Origin of the sequence: Pseudomonas sp. G5(2012), from assembly GCF_000408945.1 — a bacterium.
Taxonomy (GTDB): domain Bacteria; phylum Pseudomonadota; class Gammaproteobacteria; order Pseudomonadales; family Pseudomonadaceae; genus Aquipseudomonas; species Aquipseudomonas umsongensis.
Genome location: NZ_APIO01000063.1, coordinates 21,269 through 47,391, shown reverse-complemented (window position 1 = coordinate 47,391; position 26,123 = coordinate 21,269). Strand labels below are relative to the sequence as shown.

Annotated in this window: 24 protein-coding genes and 1 pseudogene; 9 read left to right on the top strand and 16 right to left on the bottom strand. The window is 55.3% G+C overall.

The window, feature by feature from the left end; translation table 11 throughout:
* Position 1 precedes the first annotated feature (1 nt).
* On the top strand, positions 2–388 hold the full coding sequence (locus PG5_RS19790) for a hypothetical protein (protein WP_238706177.1): 387 nt from the start codon (positions 2–4) through the stop codon (positions 386–388).
* 44 nt (positions 389–432) lie between these two features.
* Here PG5_RS19790 and PG5_RS19785 read toward each other — a convergent pair whose 3' ends face one another.
* The gene (locus PG5_RS19785) at positions 433–1,464 is read right to left on the bottom strand and encodes a nucleotidyl transferase AbiEii/AbiGii toxin family protein (RefSeq protein ID WP_256228423.1); all 1,032 of its coding nucleotides are present in this window, start codon (positions 1,462–1,464) and stop codon (positions 433–435) included.
* Complete coding sequence (locus tag PG5_RS19780; protein WP_020798888.1) at positions 1,439–2,053, bottom strand: DUF6088 family protein; 615 nt, start codon at positions 2,051–2,053, stop codon at positions 1,439–1,441. The genes PG5_RS19785 and PG5_RS19780 overlap by 26 nt, the downstream gene beginning before the upstream one ends.
* Before the next feature lie 307 nt (positions 2,054–2,360).
* Between PG5_RS19780 and PG5_RS19775 the strand changes: the two genes are divergently transcribed.
* The 7 genes from PG5_RS19775 to PG5_RS19740 all read left to right on the top strand — a co-directional run bounded on the left by PG5_RS19775 (position 2,361) and on the right by PG5_RS19740 (position 8,155).
* Positions 2,361–2,615 carry a hypothetical protein gene (locus PG5_RS19775; protein WP_020798887.1) on the top strand — a complete coding sequence of 85 codons (255 nt, stop codon included), beginning with the start codon at positions 2,361–2,363 and terminating at the stop codon, positions 2,613–2,615.
* 244 nt (positions 2,616–2,859) lie between these two features.
* On the top strand, positions 2,860–3,354 hold the full coding sequence (radC, locus tag PG5_RS19765) for a DNA repair protein RadC (protein WP_020798885.1): 495 nt from the start codon (positions 2,860–2,862) through the stop codon (positions 3,352–3,354).
* Between the two features lie 151 nt (positions 3,355–3,505).
* Entirely contained in the window at positions 3,506–3,943 is a 438-nt protein-coding gene (locus PG5_RS19760) for a TIGR03757 family integrating conjugative element protein (protein ID WP_020798884.1), read from the top strand.
* Positions 3,940–4,875, top strand: coding sequence for a TIGR03756 family integrating conjugative element protein (locus tag PG5_RS19755; protein WP_020798883.1), 936 nt, complete (start codon positions 3,940–3,942; stop codon positions 4,873–4,875). The genes PG5_RS19760 and PG5_RS19755 overlap by 4 nt, the downstream gene beginning before the upstream one ends.
* A gap of 8 nt (positions 4,876–4,883) precedes the next feature.
* Positions 4,884–6,287, top strand: coding sequence for an integrating conjugative element protein (locus PG5_RS19750; RefSeq protein ID WP_020798882.1), 1,404 nt, complete (start codon positions 4,884–4,886; stop codon positions 6,285–6,287).
* Positions 6,288–6,289: 2 nt separating this feature from the next.
* On the top strand, positions 6,290–6,625 hold the full coding sequence (locus tag PG5_RS19745) for a hypothetical protein (RefSeq protein WP_042955527.1): 336 nt from the start codon (positions 6,290–6,292) through the stop codon (positions 6,623–6,625).
* Positions 6,626–6,637: 12 nt separating this feature from the next.
* Positions 6,638–8,155 (top strand): conjugal transfer protein TraG N-terminal domain-containing protein, encoded by a 1,518-nt coding sequence (locus PG5_RS19740; RefSeq protein ID WP_020798880.1) that lies wholly within the window; start codon positions 6,638–6,640, stop codon positions 8,153–8,155.
* A 20-nt stretch (positions 8,156–8,175) separates the two neighbouring features.
* Here the strand turns inward: PG5_RS19740 and PG5_RS19735 are convergent, their stop codons facing one another.
* The 4 genes from PG5_RS19735 to PG5_RS19725 form a co-directional block, all read right to left on the bottom strand.
* A complete protein-coding gene (locus tag PG5_RS19735; RefSeq protein ID WP_042955526.1) occupies positions 8,176–8,553 on the bottom strand; it encodes a DUF3742 family protein in 378 nt (125 codons plus the stop codon).
* A gap of 140 nt (positions 8,554–8,693) precedes the next feature.
* Positions 8,694–8,855, bottom strand: coding sequence for a hypothetical protein (locus tag PG5_RS34245; RefSeq protein WP_020798878.1), 162 nt, complete (start codon positions 8,853–8,855; stop codon positions 8,694–8,696).
* Positions 8,856–8,928: 73 nt separating this feature from the next.
* The gene (locus tag PG5_RS19730) at positions 8,929–9,384 is read right to left on the bottom strand and encodes a type II toxin-antitoxin system YhaV family toxin (protein ID WP_020798877.1); all 456 of its coding nucleotides are present in this window, start codon (positions 9,382–9,384) and stop codon (positions 8,929–8,931) included.
* A complete protein-coding gene (locus PG5_RS19725; protein ID WP_020798876.1) occupies positions 9,384–9,701 on the bottom strand; it encodes a type II toxin-antitoxin system PrlF family antitoxin in 318 nt (105 codons plus the stop codon). The genes PG5_RS19730 and PG5_RS19725 overlap by 1 nt, the downstream gene beginning before the upstream one ends.
* A gap of 312 nt (positions 9,702–10,013) precedes the next feature.
* Here PG5_RS19725 and mobH point away from each other — a divergent pair, with 312 nt between their 5' ends.
* Positions 10,014–11,840, top strand: a complete 1,827-nt coding sequence (gene mobH, locus PG5_RS19720) for a MobH family relaxase (RefSeq protein ID WP_020798875.1) — start codon at positions 10,014–10,016, stop codon at positions 11,838–11,840.
* A gap of 208 nt (positions 11,841–12,048) precedes the next feature.
* On the opposite strand, the pseudogene PG5_RS34960 reads toward mobH, so the two are convergent.
* The 10 genes and pseudogenes from PG5_RS34960 to PG5_RS35375 form a co-directional block, all read right to left on the bottom strand.
* A pseudogene (locus tag PG5_RS34960) lies at positions 12,049–12,297 on the bottom strand (Lrp/AsnC ligand binding domain-containing protein); the annotation flags it as partial.
* 21 nt (positions 12,298–12,318) lie between these two features.
* Positions 12,319–15,588, bottom strand: a complete 3,270-nt coding sequence (locus PG5_RS19710) for an efflux RND transporter permease subunit (RefSeq protein WP_020798873.1) — start codon at positions 15,586–15,588, stop codon at positions 12,319–12,321.
* Positions 15,585–16,661 carry an efflux RND transporter periplasmic adaptor subunit gene (locus PG5_RS19705; protein ID WP_202979493.1) on the bottom strand — a complete coding sequence of 359 codons (1,077 nt, stop codon included), beginning with the start codon at positions 16,659–16,661 and terminating at the stop codon, positions 15,585–15,587. The genes PG5_RS19710 and PG5_RS19705 overlap by 4 nt, the downstream gene beginning before the upstream one ends.
* On the bottom strand, positions 16,654–17,691 hold the full coding sequence (locus tag PG5_RS19700) for a patatin-like phospholipase family protein (protein WP_020798871.1): 1,038 nt from the start codon (positions 17,689–17,691) through the stop codon (positions 16,654–16,656). The genes PG5_RS19705 and PG5_RS19700 overlap by 8 nt, the downstream gene beginning before the upstream one ends.
* A 522-nt stretch (positions 17,692–18,213) precedes the next feature.
* The gene (locus tag PG5_RS35380) at positions 18,214–18,768 is read right to left on the bottom strand and encodes a methyl-accepting chemotaxis protein (protein WP_371106615.1); all 555 of its coding nucleotides are present in this window, start codon (positions 18,766–18,768) and stop codon (positions 18,214–18,216) included.
* A 1,109-nt stretch (positions 18,769–19,877) separates the two neighbouring features.
* Positions 19,878–20,567 carry an OmpW family protein gene (locus PG5_RS33680; protein WP_077748602.1) on the bottom strand — a complete coding sequence of 230 codons (690 nt, stop codon included), beginning with the start codon at positions 20,565–20,567 and terminating at the stop codon, positions 19,878–19,880.
* 104 nt (positions 20,568–20,671) lie between these two features.
* Entirely contained in the window at positions 20,672–22,288 is a 1,617-nt protein-coding gene (locus PG5_RS19685; protein WP_020798868.1) for a long-chain-fatty-acid--CoA ligase, read from the bottom strand.
* A gap of 85 nt (positions 22,289–22,373) precedes the next feature.
* Positions 22,374–24,032, bottom strand: coding sequence for a GMC family oxidoreductase (locus tag PG5_RS19680; protein ID WP_042955523.1), 1,659 nt, complete (start codon positions 24,030–24,032; stop codon positions 22,374–22,376).
* A gap of 40 nt (positions 24,033–24,072) precedes the next feature.
* On the bottom strand, positions 24,073–25,524 hold the full coding sequence (locus PG5_RS19675) for an aldehyde dehydrogenase family protein (protein ID WP_020798866.1): 1,452 nt from the start codon (positions 25,522–25,524) through the stop codon (positions 24,073–24,075).
* A 32-nt stretch (positions 25,525–25,556) separates the two neighbouring features.
* Positions 25,557–26,087, bottom strand: a complete 531-nt coding sequence (locus PG5_RS35375) for a rubredoxin (RefSeq protein ID WP_042955522.1) — start codon at positions 26,085–26,087, stop codon at positions 25,557–25,559.
* Positions 26,088–26,123: the final 36 nt, after the last annotated feature.

Sequence of the window (26,123 nt, the reverse complement as noted above, 5' to 3'; positions counted from 1 at the left end):
CATGAACAAGGCCCCCATATCTGGCAACATGCACCCACTCCATCGAAGCCGACCTATCGCAATGCCTTTGTCCTACGAGGTCGTACAGCTCTTCACGTCGCCGCAGGGCCATCTGGTCGAGATCAAACTTCTCGATCGACAGGACGACAGACCGGAGCCCGCCCACGAATGGCTCTGGGTCACCGATCAGTCCGTTACCACGCTGCGCCCGCGGCTCAGCGATGGCGAAACGCGGCAGGTGCGAACTTTCCGCGAAGCGCGCCTGCAGCTCGATGGCCAGCGCGCCGAGCTGACATGGTTCAATGACGAGCAGTTCGCCCTCACCGCAAGCCCGATGCGGGCGCTGCCCACCCTGCAACACCAGCTCATCCACAACCATCTGAGTTGAAGCTTTGGCTGGCCAGGGTCTCTCATGGGCAGGACAACCAGCGCTCATTGCCCTCGGTTGATCTCCTGCTCCAGGGAGGACAGGCGCTCGACGATGCGATCGAAGGGCAGCGTCTCACCGTAGAACATCTGTGCGGCCAGCATCGCCTGGTAGTCCTCCCGCAAGGCGTTGAGCAGCGCCGGTTCCGGCACCAGCCTCAGCCCGCCCGTCATGCAACGGCCATAGTGGCTGTAGCCGCTGCGGTAGAACGTCTCCTTGATGTTCAGCACGTCCCGCAGCAGCTCGGTGTCGGGCACGGCCTGGCGGCCGACGTCATGGTCTGCCAACCGTGCCAGATCGTACCAGTGCCGCGACAGCCGCTCGGCACCTGTGCGTATCTCCGGGCGGTGGCACTCGACATGGATCAGCGTGGCCTTCTCCCAAAAGGTGCGCATGGGTGACAGCACGGCAACTTCAGCGCTCGGGAACACCAACTCCGGTACATACGTGGCCATGTCCGGCACGATGGTTAGCGTGTTCTGCGGCAAGGTGGCGTTGCGGCCGCCGAATTCGATCAGCACGCTCGGACGCAGATAGGCATCCGTGTTTTCCACGGCGCTCGGGTAGTAGAGCCAAAGCTTCTCCCCATCCTCGCTGACCTCGATGGTGATCTCCCACCCTGGCACGCCCTGCGCCAGCGCCTCGCGCAACGCCGGCACCAGTTCGCGGCTCACATGCTCCGCCAGCGCCGCCTTGAGCGTGTCGGACAAACGCCGGCGCTGGTTGCTGCCGAGCGTCGCCAGCTCGGGCACGTCATCAACCAGGCTGCGGTAATCAATCGTGACGTCAATGTCCTCGGAAAAGCGCTCGATGGCCTGGTAGACCTTGGACAGCGACGTGCCCCCCTTGAAAGCCATCGGCTTGCGGCACGGCAGGCTGAACAGAATTCCCAGCGCCTGGCACAACCAAATGTCCTTCTCCAGGATTTCGGCACGCCGCCCCAGCACGGGTGCCAGGCCGTTCAGCAGTTCAGCCTGCTCTGCCAGGGGAAGCTCGAAATAACGCTCGGGGCTATCGGCCATACGCAACCTCGCCACGCTCGTAGCCGATCAGCGCAGCGATCATCCAGGCCGGCATCACAGTCTTCGCCTTACGCAGGGCCTCGAACTCGCCGCCCGGCAGCTTCTCGGCGATACGCCGGAAGGTGGCCGGGGTGACCTGGTGCCGCCCCAGGTACCACAACGCGGACAGCGCCAGTCCCGCCGGACGACCCGCCAGTGCCAGCTTACGCGGTGCCACATGCTGCAGACGTACGACCAGCTTGCCCAAGCGAACCGTGTGCGACGACCCCGAGGTATAGAACACCGGCTGCGCCGGTACCTGCGTCGAAAAGCCGAGCCGCCGTGCTGCCTCAGCGCCATGCACCTCGATGGTCGCGCCCTCGCTCGCCGCGAGCGTCTGCGCCACCTTCTCGGGTGCAGGCATGGCCTTCACTCCGAAGCGCCCGATCCTGGGCACGCTGTACAGGCCATGGCCGATGCGCTCGATCTGGCCGGCCTTGGTGAGCCTCATCAGGGCCTGATCGATGGCCGCACGCGACCCCAGCCCAGCGAACAGGGCTGGAGTAAAGGGTTCGCCAGCAGGGTGTGCGGCAATGTGTTCGCGTATGGCTTTAGCAGTGGTCATGAAGGACCTCCATTTGTTAGATATTTTGCATATAAATCTAACAACCTGCAAGCAGTCAGCGGAATAGCTTCAATAAGGAAGACAGCGCTCTGCCGCATTGGCACCCAACCTGCGCGCGAAGAGGTGCTCGACTCATGCCCTCGCCCCGCCCCGCCTGGCTGGTGGCTGCTGTGGCGCTGATCCTGGCGCAGGCCTGGCACCTCGGCACGCTGCCGCCCCCCTCCTCCTGCGAATGGCACCCGGACAGACGTGCAACTACCGACCGGGCCTGTCTGGACAGCGGCCACCCGCAGGCCGCCCAAGCTCTGTGCGATGGCATCACCGCCACACCGGCGCTATACGCCTGCGCGAAGAGCTCAGCGACCAGTCCCTGCTGTTGCTCGGCCCGTTGGAAGGCGATGCACTGGTGTCCGCGTTCAATCCGCTCTCGATCCGCGAAGAGTCTGGGCCCACCACCCTCTTTTCGCCCTTGGCGCGACAACTGCGGATCAGCCGCCCTCAAATCGGGGCGACCTGCTTGCCGATTCGTTGTAGTTCCCTGCCCTGGGTTGCGTTCGACTAGCGCCGCAGTCCACAGAGAATGTCCGCCGTTGTTGTCGGCGACATGCCCAGGTAGCCCTGGTCTTCAAGGTTACGGCGCTGCCGCGCTGACCATCCCGTTCGCTGCGCATCCATGAAGGCGAACACACCACCGCCCGCCATGCGGTGGACGGATGCCCATTTATCAGCCGTTTTCTCAATCATCCCCCGGAGGGCTTGCCCTCTTACGGGGAAACCTCCGTCCCTTTGGTTTCAGGAGGTTTCCCATGCCCATGTCACTCACCGTCATCGACGCGCAATCGCGCATTTCATCATCTAACGAGAACGACAACCGCATCATCCAGCAGGCCATCTCGCTGTTGGAGCATCGGCTGTTCGCCCAGGGTCCACTGTTGCAGAGCCCGCAAGACGCACAGGACTACCTGCGATTGGCGCTGATGCAGGAGCCGAACGAGGTGTTCGTTGCCTGCTTCCTTTCTTCGCGGCATCAGGTCATCGCTTGCGAAACGCTGTTTCGAGGCACCATCGACAGCGCCACAATTCATCCCCGCGTGGTCGTCCAGCGCGCTCTGGAGCGCAACAGCGCGGCCCTGATCATCGCGCACAACCACCCCTCGGGGGACACCGAGCCGTCCTCTGCGGACAAGGTGCTCACCCAGCGTCTGAAGACGTCCCTGGAGTGCGTGGATATCCGCCTGCTGGACCACTTCGTCATTGGCAGGGGTATTCCCTTCTCGTTCGCCGAGGCCGGCCTGCTGTAGCCCACGGCGTCACTCACGGGAGCCTTGCGGCTCCCGTTGTTCTTCACGCGCCCCAGGACATTAATCGGGCAGTGGCCGTTCCCGTTTGTTTGTCGCCGCGATTTCCCTCGTCGAGTCAACTACCGCCACAACCAACTCACGGTAGTTCGACATGCCAGCGCCGCATCCTTGCCTGCCTCCATTGCACAAGTACCCACTTGCCGCAGCGCTTTACGCCGGGCTGCTCAGCCCACTGGCGCAGGCCGACGACATCCTGGTCATCACCGACAGCCAGCATCCGGTAAAGGTGCCCATCAGCGCTCGGCTTATCGAGCTGGATCAACCTGCTCGAATCAAGGCCGAGTTGGGTGCCCATCTACCTACCGACCCTACGCGCGGTGCCGCCCTCGTGCAGCGGCGGCTGAAAGACGGTGGCAACGCTCTACAGACGCGTATTGGTACTGCTTATCAAGGCGTGGTGGATGCCTGGAGCCTGGGAATCGTCACAATCCCCGCTGTAGTGGTCGACCAACGTTATGTGGTTTATGGCGAGCCGGACGTCGCCAAGGCGGTTGCGCTCATCGAAGCGCACCGGAGGACGCAGCCATGATGTGTTCTCGCCGCCTGCGCGCCGGCATCGCCGCCATCCTGCTGACGACGGGAGCCCCGTCGTTCGCGCTCAACACTGCAACCATCGCCTCCTCGACGCTCTCGCCGGACTGCCTGGAGTATCGCGTTGCCGGAATCTGCTTCTGGCTGTTCTGCACGAATTTCGGTTGTTCCGTGGAGACCTCGGTCAAGGTCAGGCACTACGTACCCGACGCGGTGGTGTCCAGCTATTCCAATACCGGTGCCAATCCCTGGGGTGAGGTTCAGTCGATGAGCCAACCCAATGCCACGGCACAAGCCGGCGGCGACGGCACCACGAACGAGGACCACGAAAACAACCTGGCGAAGTTCAAGAACGCCGACGTGATCGGCCATCCCGGCGGCTATGTGTTCAGCCAGTTCGCCTCCAGCTTCGGCTACAGCTGCGAAGGTGCCGGTACCGCCTTCATGCCTTACCTGCTGAGCACCCTCGACACCATCGCGTGGCGCTACAACGTGCCCGAAATGGCGTACCCGGAAGCCCTGATTCCCGGCGAGCGCGAGATCGGTACGCGCGCAGGGCGCAATCTCTGGGGCAACGTCTATCCACGCGGCGGGTTCCTGCACCAGACCGACGACTACAAGTCCGCCGCGGTGGTGGCTCAGCGCGCTGGCGACATCGTGACGCGACGCGGCCAGCTCCACGTGTATCAACCGCTGCTGGTCAACGCCCGGGACGGCTACTGGCCGGCCGGCGCACTGATCGAGAGCGACGCGGCGACGGGCAAGTGGCAGGAGCTGACCCCCACGCGGTCGCGCTCCTGCGCGGTCTTTCCTCACACCGAAACCCGCGTGCAGGCACAGCGAGGCGACTACGCCTGGGCGCTGTGGCGCCCCTATAGCTGTTGCCGCAGGCGTGGCCAGACATTCCTTGGCAGCACGGATTTCAATTGAGGCTAGCCATGACGATCCACCCTGCTATCACGTTCTCCGAAACGCTGCGCACTGCCCTGCTGGCCGCCGCTCTGGTCCTGGCCTGCACCGGTGCATCCGCCCAGACCAGCGTCAACCAGTATGGCGCGCAACACCAGGGCGCCGTGATCGGTGGCGACGTGCTGTATTCGATTGGCGGCGGGCGCGCCGTGTCGATGACGCCCGTATCAAACATGCGCGCCATCGGCGTAGGCGTTGGCTGGAACAGCAACCTGACCTGCGGCGACATGTCGATTTCCACGACCATCCAGAACCAGTTGAACGGCTTGACCAACGGGTTCCAAACCATCATGTCGTCGGTCATCCAGAACGCCACGGCCGCCGTGGCGTCATTGCCGGCATTGATCATCCAGAGGGCGGATCCGGGGCTCTACAACCTTCTCACCAACGGCGTACTGCAGGCCCGTCTGGATTTCGATCGCTCCAAGCTAACCTGTCGCGCCATGGCGGAGAAGATGGCCGACGTGGCCGGCGGCCAGGTTGGCTGGAGCCAGCTCGCCGACGGCATGGTGCTCAAGCAAGCCGTCGCCAGTACCGACGCGGTATCCGCCATCGAGCACACCGAAACGAGCCGGGGCAACGAAGGGGTGACCTGGGTCGGTGGCGACAATGCGGGAGGCGTCGGGCAGCGCCCGATCCGCGTCGTCAGCGACGTCACCCGTGCCGGCTACAACCTGGTCAACGGGCGCGATGTCGACGACACCAGCTCGATCGATCCGAGCAGTTGCGCCGGCAACCTGACCTGCCAGACCTGGAGCTCGCCTGCGGCTGCCGCCGCCTGGGCCGTGCGGGTGCTGGGCGAACAGGAGCAGCGCACCTGCGAAACCTGCAGCAAAACCGTTACCACGCCGGGAGTCGGCTTAACGCCGCTGATTCAGGAGGAGTACGAAACCAAGCTGGAAGCGCTGCAGGAGTTGATCAGCGGCAGCCGCCCCCTGAGCTTCGACAACCTGCAGGCGGCCGGCAGCGCCTCTCTGCCCATCACCCGCGGCGTGATCGAGGCGCTGCGCGACGAACCGGACCAGGACATTCTGGCTCGACGCCTCGCCTCGGAAATCGCGCTGTCCAGTGTGCTCGAAAAAGCACTGCTGCTGCAGCGCACGCTGCTGACCGGGCGCAAAGAGCCAAACGTCGCGGCCAACGAGCTGGCGCAGAAAGCGGTTTCACACGAGAGCGACCTGCTCGACCGCGAGATCCACAACCTAAAGACCGAGCTGGAACTGCGCCGCGAGCTGGCGAGCAATTCGCCCACCGCCATCATCCAGCGTCACAGCGCACGCTCTGCCGGCTCGCGCGGCATCTATCAAGGCGACCCGACCCGCGATCGGCTCGATCAGCTGCAGCGCCCAGCGAGCGGTGGAGGCACCCCGTGAGCATGAGCGCGGGGCGATCGCAGCACTGGCTGCGGCGCGTGGCCCTGGTGCTGCTGTGGGCCATCCTGCTGCTGGTGGCAACGGTCGCCGCCAATGTCGTCGGCATCCACCTGGCCGGCAGCATCGAGGGCTGGCAGCAATGGCTGACGGCGCATACCGGCCATTTCCTGGCCTGGCGGCTGTGGCTCTATGCCGGCACCGCCTGGGGCTGGCTCTGGATGCGCCGCCGGGTGCTGGCACGCGAGCCGGAAGCCGGCAAGCGCCTGCTAAGGGCCGAAATTGCCGCCATCGCTGCGGTGGCGGCACTGGAAATCGGCCAGTTCGTACAGGCCGGATGAGCGGAGACGGCAATGACCCTCTACACCACCGATTACCTGGAGTATTACCTAACCCTGGTAAGCTGGATCGTCCACAACGGCATCTGGGCGGTGCTGGTCGCCAGCGGCGTATTCGCCATTCCGTTTCTGGCGATCATCCTTCAGGAATGGCTCAAGGCCCGCGCCGAAGGTGCCGACGAAGGCAACAAAGGCGCACTGTCGGCCGTGCGCATCGAGAACCGCATCTTCGTCGCCATCGTGGTCATCCTGTTCGCCGGCATCCCGTTCATCGACGTGGATTTCAACACGCTCCGGTTCGATCGCACCCGCTCCATCCAATGCCAGGTGAACGTCCCGGAGCCTGCGCAGACGGGCTGGTCGCAGTCTTTCAGCACGCTCAACAACCAGTCGGCCAAGGTGCCGGTGTGGTGGTTCTTCATGCACGCGATTTCGCGCGCCGTGACCGGCGCCTCGGTTGCCGCTATTCCGTGCGGGACGGACTTACGGCAGATCCGTATGGAGGTCGATGCCACGCGCATCGACGATCCGGTGCTGGCCCAGGAGGTGAGCGATTTCACCCACGACTGCTACGGGCCAGCGCGTGCCAGGCTCTTCATGAATCGCCCGGACCTGGACGAGGAGCAGATGTACGACGTGACCTGGATCGGCTCACGCTTCTTCCTCGACACGCCGGGCTACTACGACACCTACCGCGCGAAGACGCCACGCGAGGGTTGGCCTTACGACAGTGCCCGCGACGCTGGGCTGGCCGAGGTGCCCAGCGGTGCGGGTTATCCGACCTGCAACCAATGGTGGTCCGACGGCACGAATGGACTGCGTGCGCGCCTGCTCGGCCAGGTCGACCCCAGCCTGCTGACCCGAATCGGCGGCTGGGCCGGCTTCCTGTCCCAGGATCAGGTCAACGATTCGGTAATCCGTGCCATTGCGTCACCCCGGCAGCAGAAACTCAACCAGGGTGCGATCTATAGCGACTACGGCGGCCAGATTGAAATGACCGTCCCTAACGTCGCCACCCGTGCCGCCAGTGACGTCGGGCTGGCTATCGGCTCCATCGCCTATTTCCCCGCGATGGACGCAATGCGGCAGGCACTGCCGATGGTGCTGGCACTGCTCAAGATGGCATTGGTCATCTGCATCCCGCTCGTGCTCGTCATTGGCACCTACGACCTCAAAACCGTGGTCACGATTAGCGTCGTGCAGTTCGCGCTGTTCTTCGTTGATTTCTGGTTTCAGCTCGCGCGCTGGATCGACTCGACGATCCTCGATGCGCTCTATGGTTGGGGCTGGGGATGGAACCGGCCGCACACGAATTTCGATCCGCTGATCGGACTCAACAACACCTTTGGGGACATGCTGGTGAGCTTCGTGATGGCGACGATGTTCATCGTGTTGCCTACGTTTTGGGTAGCAGCTCTGGGGTGGGCTGGCGTGAGCGCTGGCGTGATCGCTCAGAATCTCGCCGTCGGCTCCAAGGATGCCAAAGACAGCACTGGCGCAGGCGTGAATAAGGTAACGGGCAAGGTGTTGTAACGAGGCTCGCTATGCGACTTCTATTCGTCGTATGGGTTATTCGGGTCGTGAGGGTCGATGCGCTGCCCACTGGACGAATACAACCCATAGCCAGCCTCACCATGACGCAGCTCGTCTTTGGGTGTCCAAAGGTCTTCGTCCTGCTCATGTTGCGCAAAACCACGAGCAACCAGCAGCACAAAAACCAGTAGCAAGACGAACCAGAACGCGACGTACAGCAGCGCACCGAGCACCACCAGCTTGACGACCACCAGCGTTGCCTTGGCAAGACTGGCCGGCAGACCTTGAGCAACCAGCCAGCCACTCACCTTCCGCTCCTGGCGCATATACGCCCGCCACATCCGGCCCAACACTTGGCCCAGGCGCTCCGCAAATGAAGTCTGTGCAGAGGGTTTCATGGTGGCTACCTCATGGTTGTCCTGTCGTGTTCTCTCAATGCCTGTTCCATCGCACGCATGATTGAATTCTGTGATGTTTTTCTAACCAGATACGAATTGCCATGCAATAACTAATCAGCGCCTGCGCACAAGGTTCGGTATCAGCGCTGCATCCTTGCCGCTACTGCCGCGTCGATTTCAGCAATGCCTTCCGCGGGCGGCACGTTAGCAAAGCCTTCCGCGATTCGGTCGCTCAGTGCATCGAAACGATCGTGCATGCGGCGAATGCGGCCGAACAGAGCGGCATTAATTTCGTAGACCATCACCGTCCTCCAATCGTTCATCCTGCTATGTCGCCGACTCGTCCGCAGCACAACCGAGTGCGACCTCGCGTTGCTATGATGCGCGCCACTCCGCCTGGCTCGCCGCTACCAGAGCCGCCCAATCGTCAGGCGGGTTGCCTCGTCCGAGCATCTTCTCGAATACGGCATAGGGGTCGGATTTGCTTCCCGCCGACCTCAAGGTCTGTTCGTCGTTGACCCAGGCGAACACGATGGCCTTCGCCTTGGAGTCGTAGCGAAAGAACAGTCGGAATCGCCGCCCGATCTTCGCGCGCCGCCAATGGCGGTACGCCACCCCCAAGGTGTTGCCCTGGCGGAACTCGTCGCGTGAGGGATCGCTTGGCACGACTTCCATGATCAATTGGCTCAACGCCCGAAACAGCTTGACGTTGGCGTTGCCCTCGAAGCCTTGCGGGTCGTTCTGTTCAGCCCGCTCCGCGGCCACCTGCAGCTTGCGCAACTGCTCGATCACGCCCTCATGGAACAGCAGGGTCCAGCCATGCCGCTGCATCAGAGCGCCACTTCGCCTTCGATGTCCTCATCGAGGTTCACCGCGTGGCCTGCATTTGCCAACAGGGACAGGGCAAGATCATTCGGCAAGGACCGGACATGTCGGCCGGCCCGGATGTCCGCTTCCAGCAGGCCCAGGAAGGCTCCGATCGCCGGGTCTTCGTGCTCGGCGTCCGCTCGGGACACAATGACTTCACCTCCGCGCAGATCGAAGGCCACCTTTGCGCCGGTGTCCACACCCAGCGCCTGCCGAATGGGCTTGGGCAGCGTAATCTGGCCCTTGGAGGTCAGCGTGGCGATTTCATGGATCTCTGGCATCGTAGCTCTCCCGATAGCAATGCCCATATGGTAAGGATGTTTCCTTACAACGTCAATCTGACTGAGCATGGCACCCCCATCTGCTCGAAAAGGAAGGTGCCATCGTAGGTTCGGCACAGGTCGCCTTCCCGCCGCAATCCGACTTGGGCCAAGCCGCATTGGTTGTGGTTCGGCAGGATCCGCGGCCCTATACCCAAAGACTTCCGTAACGGCCAAAGGGTTGGGAAGGGGCAAGGGAATGGGGTCAAGGGGAAAGGCCCTACCCGAAAAGGCCAAAAGGCTCCCCTGAGCAGCCCGTCACCGGGGTTCGCCATGCTCTCGCTGCTCCAGCGCAAACGGGTATCACCAACCACCGGCGCACAATCCACTCCAGCCATCGAGCCCCCCAAAGGGCTGACGCGGCCGGAGTCGGCCGCCTCCCTGCTGTCCACACCGCGCCGGCAACGCCTGCTGGAACACATCTGGCAACGTACCTCGCTCTCACGCAAGCAGTTCGCCTCGCTGTACCTTGCACCACTGGAGCGCTACGCCGAGTTGCTCCAGCAACTCCCCGCATCCGAAAGCCACCACCACGCCTACCCCGGCGGCATGCTGGACCACGGCCTGGAAATCGTCGCCTATGCGCTCAAGCTGCGGCAGTCGTATCTGCTGCCCACCGGCACCACGCCGGAGGATCAAGTCGTGCAGGCGGAAGCCTGGACCGCCGCCATAGCCTACGCCGCACTGCTGCATGACATCGGCAAGGTTGCGGTCGACCTGCATGTCGAGTACGGCGACGGCAGCCATTGGCACCCCTGGCACGGCCCACTGGCCCGTCCCTACCGCTTCCGTTACCGCCAGGACCGCGAGTACCGTCTGCACAGCGCAGCAACGGGCCTGCTGTACCGGCAGGTGCTCGACTGCGAAATTCTCGACTGGCTCAGCAGCTATCCCCCGCTCTGGTCCGCACTGCTGTACGTCCTGGCCGGTCAGTACGAACACGCCGGCGTCCTCGGCGAGCTGGTGATTCAGGCCGACCGTGCTTCGGTGGCCCAAGCCCTGGGCGGCGATCCAGCACGTGCCATGGCGGCACCGAAGCACGCCCTGCAGCGCAAGCTGCTCGACGGGCTGCGCTACTTGCTCAAGGAAGAACTGAAACTCAACCAGCCCCAGGCGTCGGATGGCTGGTTGACCCAGGACGCCCTCTGGCTGGTCAGCAAGACGGTGTCGGACAAGCTACGCGCCCACCTGCTGGCACAGGGCATCGACGGCATCCCCGCCAACAACACCGCCGTGTTCAACGTGCTGCAGGACCACGGCATGCTCCAGCCCACGCCGGATGGCAGGGCGATCTGGCGGGCAACCGTCACGAGCGAAGCTGGGTGGTCGCACACATTTACGCTGCTGCGGCTGGCCCCGGCCCTAATTTGGGAGGGAGACGATCGGCCGGCACCGTTCACCGGCACCGTGGCGGCGGAGCTGAAGCCCCAAGATGACGCCCCCGCACCACCACCAGCCGATACCGGCGACCTCTCGCCCGCCGCTGCCGCAACTGCTCCGTCCGCAGGACCCGCTATCGATAGCGTCGATGCCCTGCTGACATTGCTCAGCACCTCCGATAGCGAACCGACCGAGCAGGGGCCGGCGATTGAACCGTCACGAGCAATCGGCGTCGATGAGCCGTCCGCATATTCCCACGGGGCCGACCCAACGTCGCCACCCGCCCCAGCGCTCCCCTCCTCCTCGAACAACGAAATCACGCGGGAACCACCTTCCGGCGAACACTTCATGGCCTGGCTGCAGCAGTGCGTCCAGAGCCGCAAGCTCATCATCAATGACGCCAAGGCCCTGGTGCATACCGTGGCCGACACGGCGTTCCTGGTCAGCCCTGGTGTGTTCCAGCGCTACGCGCAAGAGCACCCGCAAACGGCCACACTCGCCAAGCAGGACCAAGTCGCCGACTGGCAGTGGGTGCAGAAACGTTTCGAGAAGCTGCAACTGCACCGCAAGCAAGCTAGTGGCCTGAATATCTGGACGTGCGAGGTGACGGGGCCACGCAAATCACGGCGACTGCATGGCTACCTGCTGGCAGATCCGCAGTATCTGTTTGATGATGCCCCTCCCGCCAACCCCTACCTACAACTGTCTTGTAATCAATAGGCCCCGGGGTCGCCCTGATTGGGCGATACTGGAACCATATAAATCAAATGGTTACGTGAAGTCGTAGCCCTTTTTGTGGCCAAAGATCAGCTAAGGGTAGGTTTAGGGTTCACTGGCCGCGACCAGGGCCACTTCCCGTTCAGGAGGACGCGGTACTCGAGGCACTGATCGTCCAGCGTTACAAGGACTGAAGGTTTTCGTCGACCAATCAATGGTGGCTCAGCAGCTTACGCAACTGCGCACCATCCTTGAGCACTGGAGACTTGATGACGATATCGATGAAGTACTTGGGTATGCCGATGTTCTTGTCCAGCAGCCACGCCATCACTTCCTGGTAGTGCTGGATACTGCGGGTCATGAAACGCGGCAGTTAGTCGTAACCGCCGCTGATCAAATGGCATTCAAGACCTCATCTAACAGGCGGATTATTGGACTCGAACATGGTGAAGTCTTCGCGGCAGTCTGATCGGATTAATGTTCACACGGTCGCACGCTCACTGGGAGAATGCTGCCTAAGCAGTCGATAAAGTAGAATCGGTACCACGATCAGCGTAAGTATCGTCGCGGACAGTGTGCCGAAGATCAGAGAAATCGCCAGCCCACCAAATACCGGGTCGCTAAGCATGATCATGCTGCCAAAGATGATCGCCAATGCAGTCAGAAGAATAGGACGCAGACGCACCGCCCCTGCTTCCAGGATGGCTTTGCGCAAGCTCATACCCTGGTGCCGATAATCGAGCACAAAGTCTATGATCAGCAGCGAGTTTCGCACCACCACTCCAGCCAGGGCGATGACTCCGATCAGGGAAGTGGCGGTGAAGGATTGACCCATTAGCCAGTGCCCCGGAAAGATACCCACCAGCCCCAAAGGAATCGCAGCCATGGCAACCAGAGGGATGGCGAAGGACTGATAGTAGGCCACCAGCATTAGATAAATGAGCGTAAGAGCCAGCCCCAGTGCACCGAGCATGTCGCGATAAGTGTCCAGCGTCATGCGTATTTCTCCATCCCACAGCAGATGGTAACCATCGATGGTGTCAGGCACCGCAGGAGTAAGACGCAAATTCCCGGTGCCCAGGCGTTCGTCGTTGGCAAGCAGCAAACCGTCCAGCCGCCGGTCCAGATCCAATACGGCGAATACTGGGGCTGTACTGACAAGCTCACCGCCGACATACAGGACGCGCTCGCCGTCTTTGTGCTGGATGGGACGTTCGGTCAGGGTCGACTCGATACGAACCAGTCCGGACAAGGGCACGCTTTTACCCTCCCGACCAGCCAGGTGAATCCGCGACAACAATGCCGGGTCGATTTGGTGACGGCGAGGAATTTTCAGACGGATGGGAACGGCGTTCTTTTCTCCGGCAATGTGCACTCGCCCGAGCTCTTCACCGTCCAGCAGACGCCGCAAGGCAATCGCTACCTCGGCGGTGGTCACACCGGACAGTGCAGCTTTTTCCCGGTCCACCACCAGCCGATACTCCGGTACATCATCCGGTTCGGAGTCATTCACCTCGACCATGTCGTAAGTAGCCCTGAAAGCCTCTTCGACTTGCTTGCCGATCGCCCTAAGTTGCGCCAGGTCTGACCCGTAGATTTCGGCCACGACCATGGCGCGCACTGGCGGCCCAGGGGAATCCTCAAGCAACTGGATGACGCTACCGGGGTAGCGTGACTGAATGGCCAGAAGGCTTTGACGCAGATCTCGGACAATTTCAATTGACGTCGTGCTGCGCCTTGCCTTATCAATCAGGTTAACCCGTATTTCCGCTATGTGTGGCCCGGTCTTGTTGCCGGTGCCGCGCAATAGGCCATTGAAATCGACCACACCGGCCTCACCGAGCCAGCTCTGATAGTTAAGGATAAAAGTGTTTTGCCGCAATACGGCACCGATCTCTCGTACGACCCGGTCGGTGGTTTCTAGCGGGCTGCTCTCGGGCATGGCAAGGACAATATTGAAGGTGTTCTTGTTGTCCTTTGGCAGCATGGCCATCTCGACGCCAAGCCAGGACTGCGCTCCGCTTATTCCCGCAGGGCGCATGAACTGCCACGCCGGTTGCAGCAGAGAAAGCAGGATAGCAGTAGCCACGCCCAGCAGAACGCCTCGACGCAACCGCGGACGATCGATCAGCGGTGTCATCAGGGCGTGGTAGAAACGGTGTAACCGATCCTTGCTGTTGTGATCTTCAAGATCATGTCCCTCGCCAGGCTGGAGCCAGCGGTTGGCAGCCCAGGGGGTAATGGTATAGGCCACCAACAGCGAGGCCAGCATGGCAACGGGCACGGTGAAAGCAATCGGGTAGAAATATTGCCCGAGCATACCGGTTACCATCATCAGCGAGATAAATACCAGCATCACGGCGATGGTCGCCAGATTCGTAGGACTACCGATTTCATTGGTAGCCTGTACCGTGACCGCACGCTTATCACTCCGCCCCAGATGAGCGTAGCGCCGGTGGATATTTTCAATAACCACGATGGCCGCATCCACCAGCAGGCCGAGGGACAGGATCAGGGCGAATAGAGTCAGACGGTTGATGGTGGGGCCGAACAGGTAATTCACGCCCAGGGTCAGCCCCAAAATCAGGGGGACGCTAAGGCCCACGATTAAGGCTTCCTTCAGACCGAGAAAAAGCACCATGACCAGAAAAACTGAAAAGACCGCGATACCCAAGTGCTCAATCAACACATTCACGGCGGCATCAGCTTTTTGACCATCGTTACGGGTAACCACGAGTTCCACCCCAGCGGGGATAAACTGTTGCCGCATTCGCTCGATGCGGGCGAGTACCTCGTCAGCGACAACCACCGCGTTGGTGCCAGGTTTTTTGGCAACCGCTAGAGCAACTGCGGGCATTTCAGGATCCGAATTTTTGCCAAAACGCGGGTCTGCAGGGCCGAAGGTAAAACGTGACAGCTGAGTGCGTTCCTCGGCCGGGCCGTCAACGATGACCGCTACATCGTCAAGGTAAATGGGCCGACCAGCATGACTACCAACAATTAATTGTTTCAGGTCATCCTCTGAGGTGAGATAGCCATCGAGAAATACACTGCGATTATGGCCCTGCTGCACCACACTCCCCAAGGGAGCCGAGACATTGGCAGTGGTAAGGAAAGCGCGAACCTGATCGACGGTTACGGCGAACGCCTCCAAGCTATCCGGCTCAAGCTCCACGCGTACCTCCCGGTCGCGTCCGCCCTTGATATAGGTCGCGGAAACTGACTCCAGACTGCGTAAGCCGTCAAGCAAGCGATCAGCCAACCGCTTCAAAGCGTAATCATCATACGTTTGCGAGGCCAGAGTCACCGTTACGATGGGTACGTCATCCACGTCCACGCTAATAATGAGTGGTGCACTGGCATCGGCGGGCAGACGATCGCGCTGACTGAGAATCCGGTCGTAGAGCTTGACCAAGGATTTTTCCTTGTCCTGACCTACCTCGAACTGCACGGTAAGAAAGCCGACGGAGTTCATCGATGTAGCGAAGGTATGGTCGACGCCGGGGACTTGCTTGACAATGTCTTCCAGCGGACGAATCACCAGTTGCTCCACCTCAACAGCGGAAGCACCAGGCAGCAATACCCGCACCTGCGCACCGGGGACGATGATTTGCGGGTTTTCCTCGCGTGGCGTGAGGAGGATGGCCAGCATGCCGAGCACGGCGCAGGCAAGCATGAATAGTAGAGTCAGTTTTGAGGTGACGAAGATTTCGGCCAAGTGCCCCGCGATATTGACTTTGCGCTGGCTCATGGATATTCAGCACTAGTGATGCGGTCACCTTCGCGCAGGCCAGGAGCGACCACTGCGACTATCTGCTCACCCACCAGAAGGCCTGCTGCGATCTCAATACCCTTGGGCCACTCGCGGCCCGTGCGTAACCAGCGAAAACGTGCCAGCCCTGCGTCGTCAACCAGGAACACTCCGCGCAGTCCACCTCGTTCCACCAGCGCCTGCGGCGGAATTAGCACAGCCTGGCTGTCCCCGATGACAAAACTGGCACGGCCGAACATGCCCGGCAGCAGATTCTTGGTATTGGGCAGCGCGATTTTCAACTGATAGCTGCGGCTGACCGGGTCACCCGAGGGCACGACACGGCTCACCATACCTTGTAGCACCTGAGGCAGCACATCGATCTTCACGCGTACCGAACTCCCTACAGCAATCGCAGCAACATGGGCTTCGCTGACAGACGTGTCGAACAGCAAGGTACGGCCTACCTCCAGGATGAGCATCGGTTCGCCCGGCTGGGCCATATCACCGGCACGCTTCAAGCGAGCCACCACCACGCCGTCGCCTGGACTCCTTATTTCGATGTAGGCGCGCTGTGCATCCGCCGTCTCCTGCGCAGCTTGCGCCTGATTCAGTAACTCTTTGGCAACATCACGCTTGAGGCGGATCTTGCGCCACTCATACTCGGAAATATAACCCCGCTCATAGAGGCGCTTAAAACGCTCGAAATCGATCTGGACATCGGCAAAGGCTGAGTTAGCCGCACTAAGTTCCGCCCTGCTCTGGCGGATGCCACCTTCGATGTTGGCACCATCGAGTTTGGCAATGATTTCTCCACGCTGCACCCGGTCACCCTCCCGCACCTGCAACTCATGGATGTAACCACTCACCTTGGACGTGACCTCTATGCGCTGGTCGGACACCACGGAGCCGACGGTCGTGTAGTCAATAGGGACATCGACAGCAGCCACTGTAAAAGTACTCAGATTCCAGCTTTTTAGACCTACAGTTGAAGGCGTATCCGCAGACTGCCCGCATCCTGCCAGCACGCCAGAAGTCAATACCAGCAGTATGGTGTGGATGGCTCTATTCACAGGGGGTGTTCCTTCTTTGCAGGCTTCGCAAGATATGGGGTGATAGTGAGGCCAATTGCCGCTGAGTGTGTCCATAACCGATGGCAATAATTTCCTCGGCGTGGCCGAAGTCCAGAAAACGGATGTGTCCCAGCGGAGGCTGGATGAGCAAATCCGGTCGATCCAAGCTCAAGCGCGATTGGGTGATGCTCGTTTCCATGATGTTAATCGAGGCTAGCAACACGTCGAAAATATTGGGTAGCGGTTCCTGGGAAAGCCATGTCCTGAATTGCATCGAGACGGAATCATCCCCAGCAATCAACTTGCGCTGTATATCCGTCATGCTTAGCCGATAGTCGCCTACCCAACATGAAAACTTGTCTGCCGGACCGTCTCCTGTACTGGTCGAAGCATCACAACCCTGCACCGGTTTGAAGTTCTTTCCGGGGACGATTTGTTGATTGAGGTCGACTGCGATCACTGGGCCGGCTCCCATAGCGCGCACGACGCTTATCGGCACGGGATTGGTGAGTCCGCCATCTACCAGAATTCGACCGTTGCTGCGCACCGGGGTGAAGATGCCGGGTACCGAGATGCTTGCACGCACAGCCTCGATCAGGTCGCCCGAGCGGATCACGATCTCCTCGCCGTTGACGATATCGGTTGCCACGCAGGCAAAGGGCGTAGGCAATGCCTCGATAGTCTTGGCCTGAACGTGCGCGCGTAGCAAGGCGCTAACTTTCGCACCGTCGAGCAAGCCCGACCTAGGCAACACTACATCGAAGAAAGAAGCCGTCATTTTCCAGTCGAACGACTGAAAGGTGGTTTCCAGTTCTTCCAGTTGGCCGGCAGCCTGGATCGCCCCGATCAGTGCACCGATACTGGTGCCAGCGATGACGTCCACTTCGATGCCGGCTGCTTCGATGGCACGGATCACACCAATATGAGCGAGCCCACGCGCCGAACCGCTGCCCAGCGCCAGGCCTACTTTACGTGATTGCCCTGGTACTACACCGCAGTCGGAATGGTCCGTATCCTGCGAAGAGGTCATGTCGTTATCCTTCTGATCTAACGCTCGTGACAAATAACTCGGCTGACATTTTGTCTATTCATTCCTTGCTGCCGCTGGGCCAGATGTAGTTAAACAACCAGATACTGCCAGGGATGGCATCGATGAAGCCAAGCAGACCAAATAAAAGGCAGTCCCTTCAAAATCGGAGCGCCGTACACAAACACGACGATTAATGAACCTATACTCAGCACCGCTGACAACATTAGTTCACCCACAGGGGTACCTGTTTATTTTGCAGGATGGCAATTCTTGTGAGTCGCTGATTTGTAGACGAATTTTATGGCTGTCACATTGACAACCACAGGCACGGCCACGCTAGACTTGAATTGTGACTTCCACACCCGTTCGCTAAGGCCGCTCGGTGCCGCTGTCTTTAGCCTTGCACGCTACTACTGCTCATAGGCCATAATCGGAAACAACCGCCGCCACACGCAGCATCTAAGTACGGTCGACACGAAACCTTAAAAACCGCACTTTTAAAAATTACAGAGCAATCTAAAATCAATCTAACTTAAATATCTCTACAGCCCCACCCAAACTGCCAGCCAATTTAACTAAAGATTGATTTACTTCCGTTATCCTGCCACTACCCAGCTCAATTCCCGCAGCAATGTCTCTAATAACATTCGCATTACCCAACATATCTTCTACAACTGCGCTCTGCTCTTCTGAAGCGGCTGCAACTTGTGAAATCTGCAACATTATTTTGGATACAGAATCTACAATCTCATAAATTAATCTACTAGCTTCGTCAGCTGCAACGACACTATTTTTTGACTCAACCACACAATGTTTAATTACATCGAGAGCAACTAATATGCTTTTATTTAAAGACGCGATCATTGCCTGTATTTCATAGGTGGAATTATTTGTACGCTGAGCTAAGCTTCTAACTTCATCAGCTACAACAGCAAACCCTTTCCCAGCCTCGCCGGCATGTGCCGCCTCAATTGCCGCATTTAAAGCCAGAAGATTTGTTTGATCTGTGATTTGATCAATAATATCAACAATTGTACCTATTTTTGCAATATCAGTTTCAATGCACTTAATAGCCATGCATGAATCATTAACCCATTCTGACAGAGCATTTATAGATGAGACAGCGTTACCAATAGACTCTTGACCAAGAACCGCCAACCGCTGCCCCTCAGATGACAGTACTTCAGACTTACTTGCCGCATTGGATGTTTCCGTTATTGCGGAAGAAATCTGTGATAATGCACTGACAAATTCGTCAACCTTAGTTGACTGTTTACATAGATCACTAGACGTACCTTGTGAAACCCTTAAAGCCTCAAGTGCTGAATTAGACAGATCAACTTGTACGTTTTTTATTGATTCAATCAAGACGCGCACTCCGGCAGCCATAGCCATGACGGATAACTGCATTTTACCTACTTCATCATTTCTCGGTGCAGCACAGTATGTAAGATCACCTTTTGACATGCCATCCATCACATGAATCATTCCAGTTATTGACTCAAGGGTTCTCTTCATAAGAAGATAAATAATGAAAAAGAAGAGACCATTAATTACTAAAAAAGTGAAAAAAACATAAGACTTAACACGCCGCGAAATATCTGCAAGCTCAACCCCAAAGCGATCAGAGTTATTATACGACCAACTCACAAGCCGTTTCATTTCCTCAATCTGCTCAGAAGAAATCCTATCTTTATAAATACCACTTGCATACTCAACGAACTGCCCAAGCCTTTCTGATGAAGTATCAGAAAGCTCTAGGATCAACCCCTTCCCTAATAGTTTTAAAAGAGCCTTGTCACCCTCCCACATACCATTTACAGATACAGCTTGCCTGCGCGCCCTCCGAACCTGTTCCATTATATAAATAATGTTTGCTTCTTTTTTCTGTAACTCATAATGTACATTACTCAAGGCAACAACATGCTCCCTCTCATAATAAGAGAACTCAGTCAACTTATACATTAATCGCATCCCGAACAGCGCAACCAAAAACAAAAATCCTGCCATAGCAACAATCAATAAAAAACGATACCGCAGCGAACTATTGATACTCATACCCCCTCCATTAGAAGAAAATTCGACCTAAATAAACACCATAAAATTTAAATACTTATATTAAAAAAAAGTATTAACAGCACTCTTTACAGCCTAAAGAATGCTGTTAAATGAAGAACAATAAATAATTAGAACATATATGATGCCCCGAGGCTCAGGATGAAAGGATCAACCTCAATCTTGGTAGAAGCAGGCGCCGATCCAAATGTGCCAGAGACATCAGTTTCGAACGGAATATAGCGTAGATCTGAATTTAGCATCCATGAGTTACCAACATCATATCTAAGTCCGACCTGAACAGCAGGTGCCCATTTATCTTCGATATCAAATGAAGTCAAGGCACCATCAGTTTTGTCAAAGAAAAATACCCGCCCGACACCCAACCCAACATATGGATAAAATCGTTCGAAATTATCGAAATGATATTGGAGTGATAAAATTGCAGGACCATAGTCAACTTCACTGACTCTTCCCAGTGCAGAGATGGAACCTTCACCTTGAAATTTAGCTCTAGCTGGAACTCCCACAAAAAGATCCAGCGCCACTTTATCAGTAATAAAGTAGGAAATATCAAAAGTAACTGTTGTGTCATTGCCAATGCTTACAGCAGCGCTAGGCACAGTAGCCCCGCCTATATTTAGCGGGCCCAATGTCTCATCGACATAAACTTTAGAAAGATTTAAGCTTGCAACCCAGTCGCCCTTATTGTAACCAGCTCCTCTCGAATAGGTTTCGCCTGACAACGCGTCGGCGGCACCTAACACAGAACCACTTACCGAAATCCACATTGAGATATTTTTCACAAAAGTCGGACTCATGATGCATCTCCATTTTTATTATAAAAATAAATTCATGAAACAAGTTACTACATTTCACAGAGACTGACTTTTAAAAAAATCAGCCCGAGTTCGCACCGAAAGCGTCACGCTAGAATATCAGCGTATTTCTCACGCAAACGATTCTTCAGAATTTTACCAGTTCCATTGCGCGGCAACTCATCAACAAATATAACAGCATCAGGAATTTGCCATTTAGCCACTTTTCCTTCGAAATAATAAAGCAAATCATTGTCCGTAAGACTTGAATCTGGGGCTCTGACTACAACAAGAAGCGGACGTTCATCCCACTTTTCGTGCTTTACCGCTATGACTGCAGCATCAACTATCGCTGGATGCGAAATCGCAATACCTTCTAACTCTACTGTACTAATCCACTCGCCACCGGACTTTATAATATCCTTTGCGCGATCACAAATCGTCATGAAGCCATCGTGATCAATAGTGGCCACATCACCAGTTGGAAACCATCCATTCGAGAGGGTTGTACCAATAGTGCTACGAAAATAATCTTTAATAACCCAATGACCTCGAACGATAAGATTGCCTTTGCAGACACCATCTTCAGGCAGTGTGGCACCCTCATCATCAACTATCTTCAGTTCGACACCATAAGGTGGACGCCCCTGGCTTTGGCGCAGTGCAAGTTTCTTATCCAATGGCAAATTCACTTGATGCCCGAGCAGCGTATTTGCCGTACCAAATGGAGAAAGCTCAGTCATACCCCAAGCATGAATAACTTCAATACCATATAGATCGTTAAATTCTTTAATCATAGATGGAGGGCACGCTGAGCCTCCTACAACAGTTCGAGTAAGGCTTTCTGCTTTCGATCCACTTTCTGCTAAGGAGGTTAACAACCCCTGCCAAATAACAGGCACTCCAAGAGCAATACTGACACGTTCCTGGTCAATTAGCTTCGCTAAGCTAGCGCCATCAAGCGCAGGGCCCGGAAGAACTAATTTTGCACCCACCATAGCAGCTGAGTATGGAATACCCCACGCATTTACATGAAACATCGGAACGACTGGTAAAATTGTATCTCGCGCAGACAAATTTAGCGTATCTGGCATTGCAGTCGTCATCGAATGTAGAACTGTGGAGCGGTGTGAGTAAAGTACGCCCTTAGGATTCCCCGTAGTACCCGAAGTATAACAGAGACTAGAAGCCTCACTTTCATCGACATCAGGCCATACATAGTCATCATCACCTTGTCGAATCAGATCTTCGTAGAAAAGCAATCCTGGTATCTTGGCGGAAGCTTGTAAATCTGCACATCCCATCAAGACAAAGGCTTTGGCCGTTGTTAATAGCCCATCCAGCTCAACAATTATAGGCAAGAATGTCTCATCAAAAAATACTACTTTGTCCTCCGCATGATTTATCACATAAGCGATCTGCTCTTTGAATAGCCTAGGGTTGATTGTATGGCACACCATCCCAGCACCTGAAATACCGAAGTAAATCTCAAGATGGCGAACATTGTTCCAGGCAATGGTTGCACAACGATCACTTTGTGTGAGCCCCATTTTGCCTAGTGCGGACGCAAGCTTACGGGCACGCTGCGCCACCCCAGACCAATAAGTCCTTGTTACTTCGCCAGAGGTTTCAACAGAAACTACCTCTGTACTACCATGGTATCGCTCAGCATGATCAATAAGTGAACTAATGATCAACTGCTTATGCATCATATTACCAATCATAGCGCGGTTCCAGATTCACGATTAAAAATATTTACAGCAGTTACTTCAGTAAAACGCTTACTCATACATTGAGTGAAAACCAACGCTAAAGCAGTTCTGGCGAAAAATTATTGTGTCTAAAATTAATGCTCGCATCCAATGAATCCATATCAATTTTCCGCAAAATTATTTCCGCAGCATTTTCAGCAATCATAATCGTCGGAGCGTTTGTATTCCCGGCGACTAGATTCGGCATAATGGATGCATCAACAACTCTTAGATTTGTTAAGCCACGCACTTTCAGGCTTGGATCAACAACTGACGATGGATCTTTACCCATTCTACAAGTACCTACTGGGTGATAGATTGTCTCAGCTCTACTACGAATATCTGCAACTATTTCATCATCGCTGGTAACAGCAGGACCTGGGACTATTTCCCGTTTAAAATGCTGAGCCATGGACGGGGCCTCAAAGATAGCGCGGCCAATCTTAACGCCAGCAATCATAGTTTTAATATCTTCAGGGTCACTAAGATAATTGGGTTCAATTAGTGGATCATCCAGTGGGTTAGCACTTTTGAGACCAACCCTTCCTCGACTTTTAGGTAAAAGATCACATATGTGTAGCGTGTAACCATAACCAACAGCTATTTTACGACCGTGATCCTTTAAATAGGTTGGCAGGAAGTGAAACTGCAGATTAGGTCGATCACGTTCAGGAGAGCTTTTTACAAAGCCACCTGACTCTGCCACATTGCTCGTCAGAAAACCCTTACGCTTAAAAATATAGGACAATAAACCCACAACCGCACGCGGTATGAAAGAGAACGCCACGCCTATCGGTGCTTGGGAGTTTGCAGCACACATCAGAGTAATATCCAAGTGGTCTTGAAGATTTTGTCCAACTTCAGGAAGGTCGTGCACTAGGGTAATGCCATGCCCCTTAAGCTCGGCTGCCGGTCCAACTCCAGACAGCATTAAAAGTTGAGGTGTATTGACCGCACCAAGAGAAAGAATCACCTCACCACTATCTGTAGTCTTAACCTGATGATTCATATTGCGTTTTATATAAGACACCCCTACTGCCTTACGATCTTCAAAAAGTACTTTTGTAGCATGCGCTTCAGTAATGATATCTAGATTAGGTCGATCAATTACATCATGCAAAAATGCACGAGCGGAACTCCAGCGCTGCCCATGCTTTTGGGTTACTTGATAAAAACCTACGCCCTCTTGGTGAGCACCGTTGAAATCACCGTTGAAGCTAATTTTAGCCTCCATACCAGCTTGGACAAATGATTTACTCAGTGGATTTATATCCTTTAAATCACTAACAACCAGTTCTCCGCTCGTACCATGGTAGTTTGATTTATCAAACCGCTGGTTGCGCTCAAGTGTTTTGAACAACTCGAAAGCACGGTTCCATCCCCAATAAGCCCCACCCGCGAGCTCCCAAGCATGGTAATCATTCTCATGACCCCGGATATAGACCATCGCATTGATCGAACTTGAACCACCTAGCGTTTTCCCTCGGGGCCAAAATAGACTGCGCTCATTAAGTTGTTGCTGCGGTGCAGTTTGAAATGCCCAGTTAAGTTTTTTACTATTAGAAAGTAAAGCAATACCTAGCGGCATATGGATTAACGGGTTTGTATCTCGCGGCCCGGCCTCAAGTAAGCAAACACGCTTCAACGGATCGGCTGAAAGGCGATTAGCGAGAACACATCCAGCGGATCCAGCACCAACAATTATATAATCATACATATTCATGTTACCCCTAAAAGAAAATTATTGCAGTACCACTTCAGCTCAAGTACCTTACCGTCATGTTAATTAATCGCTTAACCTTTTCCGTATAAGGGGGAAACAACAAGTGTGTAATTGATAACTTATCCTGCAAAATTGGCTTCTCGTGTGAAAAAGCCTGAAAACCATAAAACCCATGAGCACTGCCAATACCGCTATTATTAACCCCACCAAAAGGAAGATTGGGATGCAAAAATTGAACGACACTTAGATTTATTCCAACTGACCCAGAACTCGTGCGAGCCACAATATCTTGAGCAAATCTTATATCTTCAGAGAAAATATAAAGCGCCAGAGGCTTAGCGTTATCGCGTATCTGATTAACCACATAGTCTATATCATCATATTCAATAATAGGCAGTAATGGACCGAATATTTCCTCTCGCGAAACATCCATCTCCGGAGTTATTTTAGATATTAAAGTTGGCGCTATAAATCTTTCCTGCGCATCAATCTCACCTCCCTGTAAAATTTCCGCTCCTTTTGCTTTTGCGTCACCTATGAGATCATAAAGCCTATTGAAGTGTTGATCACTTACAATCCTACAATAGTCCGGCGATCTCTTCTGCGCCTCAAAATCTTTTCCATAAACCCGCATAATTTCCTTTATGATGATTTTATTAAAATCATGGGCTATACTTTTGTGCACAAATACATGGTCAGGCGCGATGCACGTCTGTCCATTATTCGAAAACTTTCCCCAGACAATGTTACGAGCAGCTTTTTTTAAGTTTGCTGTCGGGCCAATAATCGTTGGGGACTTTCCGCCTAGCTCCAATGTAACCGAAGCCAGTGTTTTCGCTGCGGCTTGCATTACTAATTTCCCGACTCGCGGGCTACCTGTAAAGAAGATATGGTCAAATGGTAGCGCCAACAGCTCTTGAGAAACAGTGGCGTCGCCCTCCACCACAGCGACTAAATCCGCGGAAAAGGCTTCCCGAATGATAGAATCTATCAACTGAGCAGTATGCGGGGTCAACTCAGATGGCTTTATAATAACGCTATTGCCAGCTGCCAGCGCAGAGACAAGTGGGCCAAAACTAAGATTGAAGGGATAGTTCCAAGGCGCAATGATTAAACAAACCCCCTTTGGCTCGAAACAAAGTCGTGCTTTGGTGCCCAGCACACTAAGTGCTGCCCTCACCCTTCGTGGCTTCATCCAAGTTTTCAGGTTGCGTTTTGCGTGACTTATTTCTTGCAATACCGGAAATATTTCTGTCAGTTTTACCTCGCTCGCCGGCTTACGGAAATCTGCCGCAAGTGCAGCGATAATTTCTGACTCACGCCGCTGAATTATTTCTTTAAGTACATCAAGAGCAGCCGTACGCTCTGCTAAACTAAGTGTCCCCCGGCGACCGCTACTTGCCTTTTTTTGCGAATTAAATATTTCAATTATCGAGTTTCTTTCAGTACTTAAACTGTACCCGGCTAGCCCAGTGTGCATATTCATTTTTATTATTTTCCTGAAGGACTTTAAATGTATTAGGCTGATTTTTCTTGGTAGAGCACATAGTCTTCTTTAGTGGCCCCACAATCCGGACAGCACCAGTCATTAGGGATATCCTCAAAACGAGTACCTGGAGCAAATCCCTCGACCTCGTCACCTAACTCCTCGTCATATATATGACCGCAAGTAATACAGATCCATTTAAGTAATGCTGCTCCGCTCTGTGGTTTAGTTACCTGTGACTTACTTTGTCCCTCTAGTTTCTGCTCTTCAACTGCAACGTCAAGCGCGCTCTCTACGATCATCGTCGCATTTGATATTCCAGCGTTTACATCAGAACCACCCATTTTATTCAGACCTGATAGAGTACTGCTTGGCCTGATATTTACTTCCCCTGCGACCCCCTCAATCATTACAAAATCTAGCTTGTCTCGAACGGCGCAATCTGGACAACACCATTCTTCAGGAATGGCGACCCAAAGAGTATTTGGAGCAAACCCTTCATGCGGCTCACCCTTACTTTCATCATAAATATATTTACAATCTGGACACTTATAGCTAGCCATGGTTGTCACCCTATTAATTAACTTCACCCTTAAAGG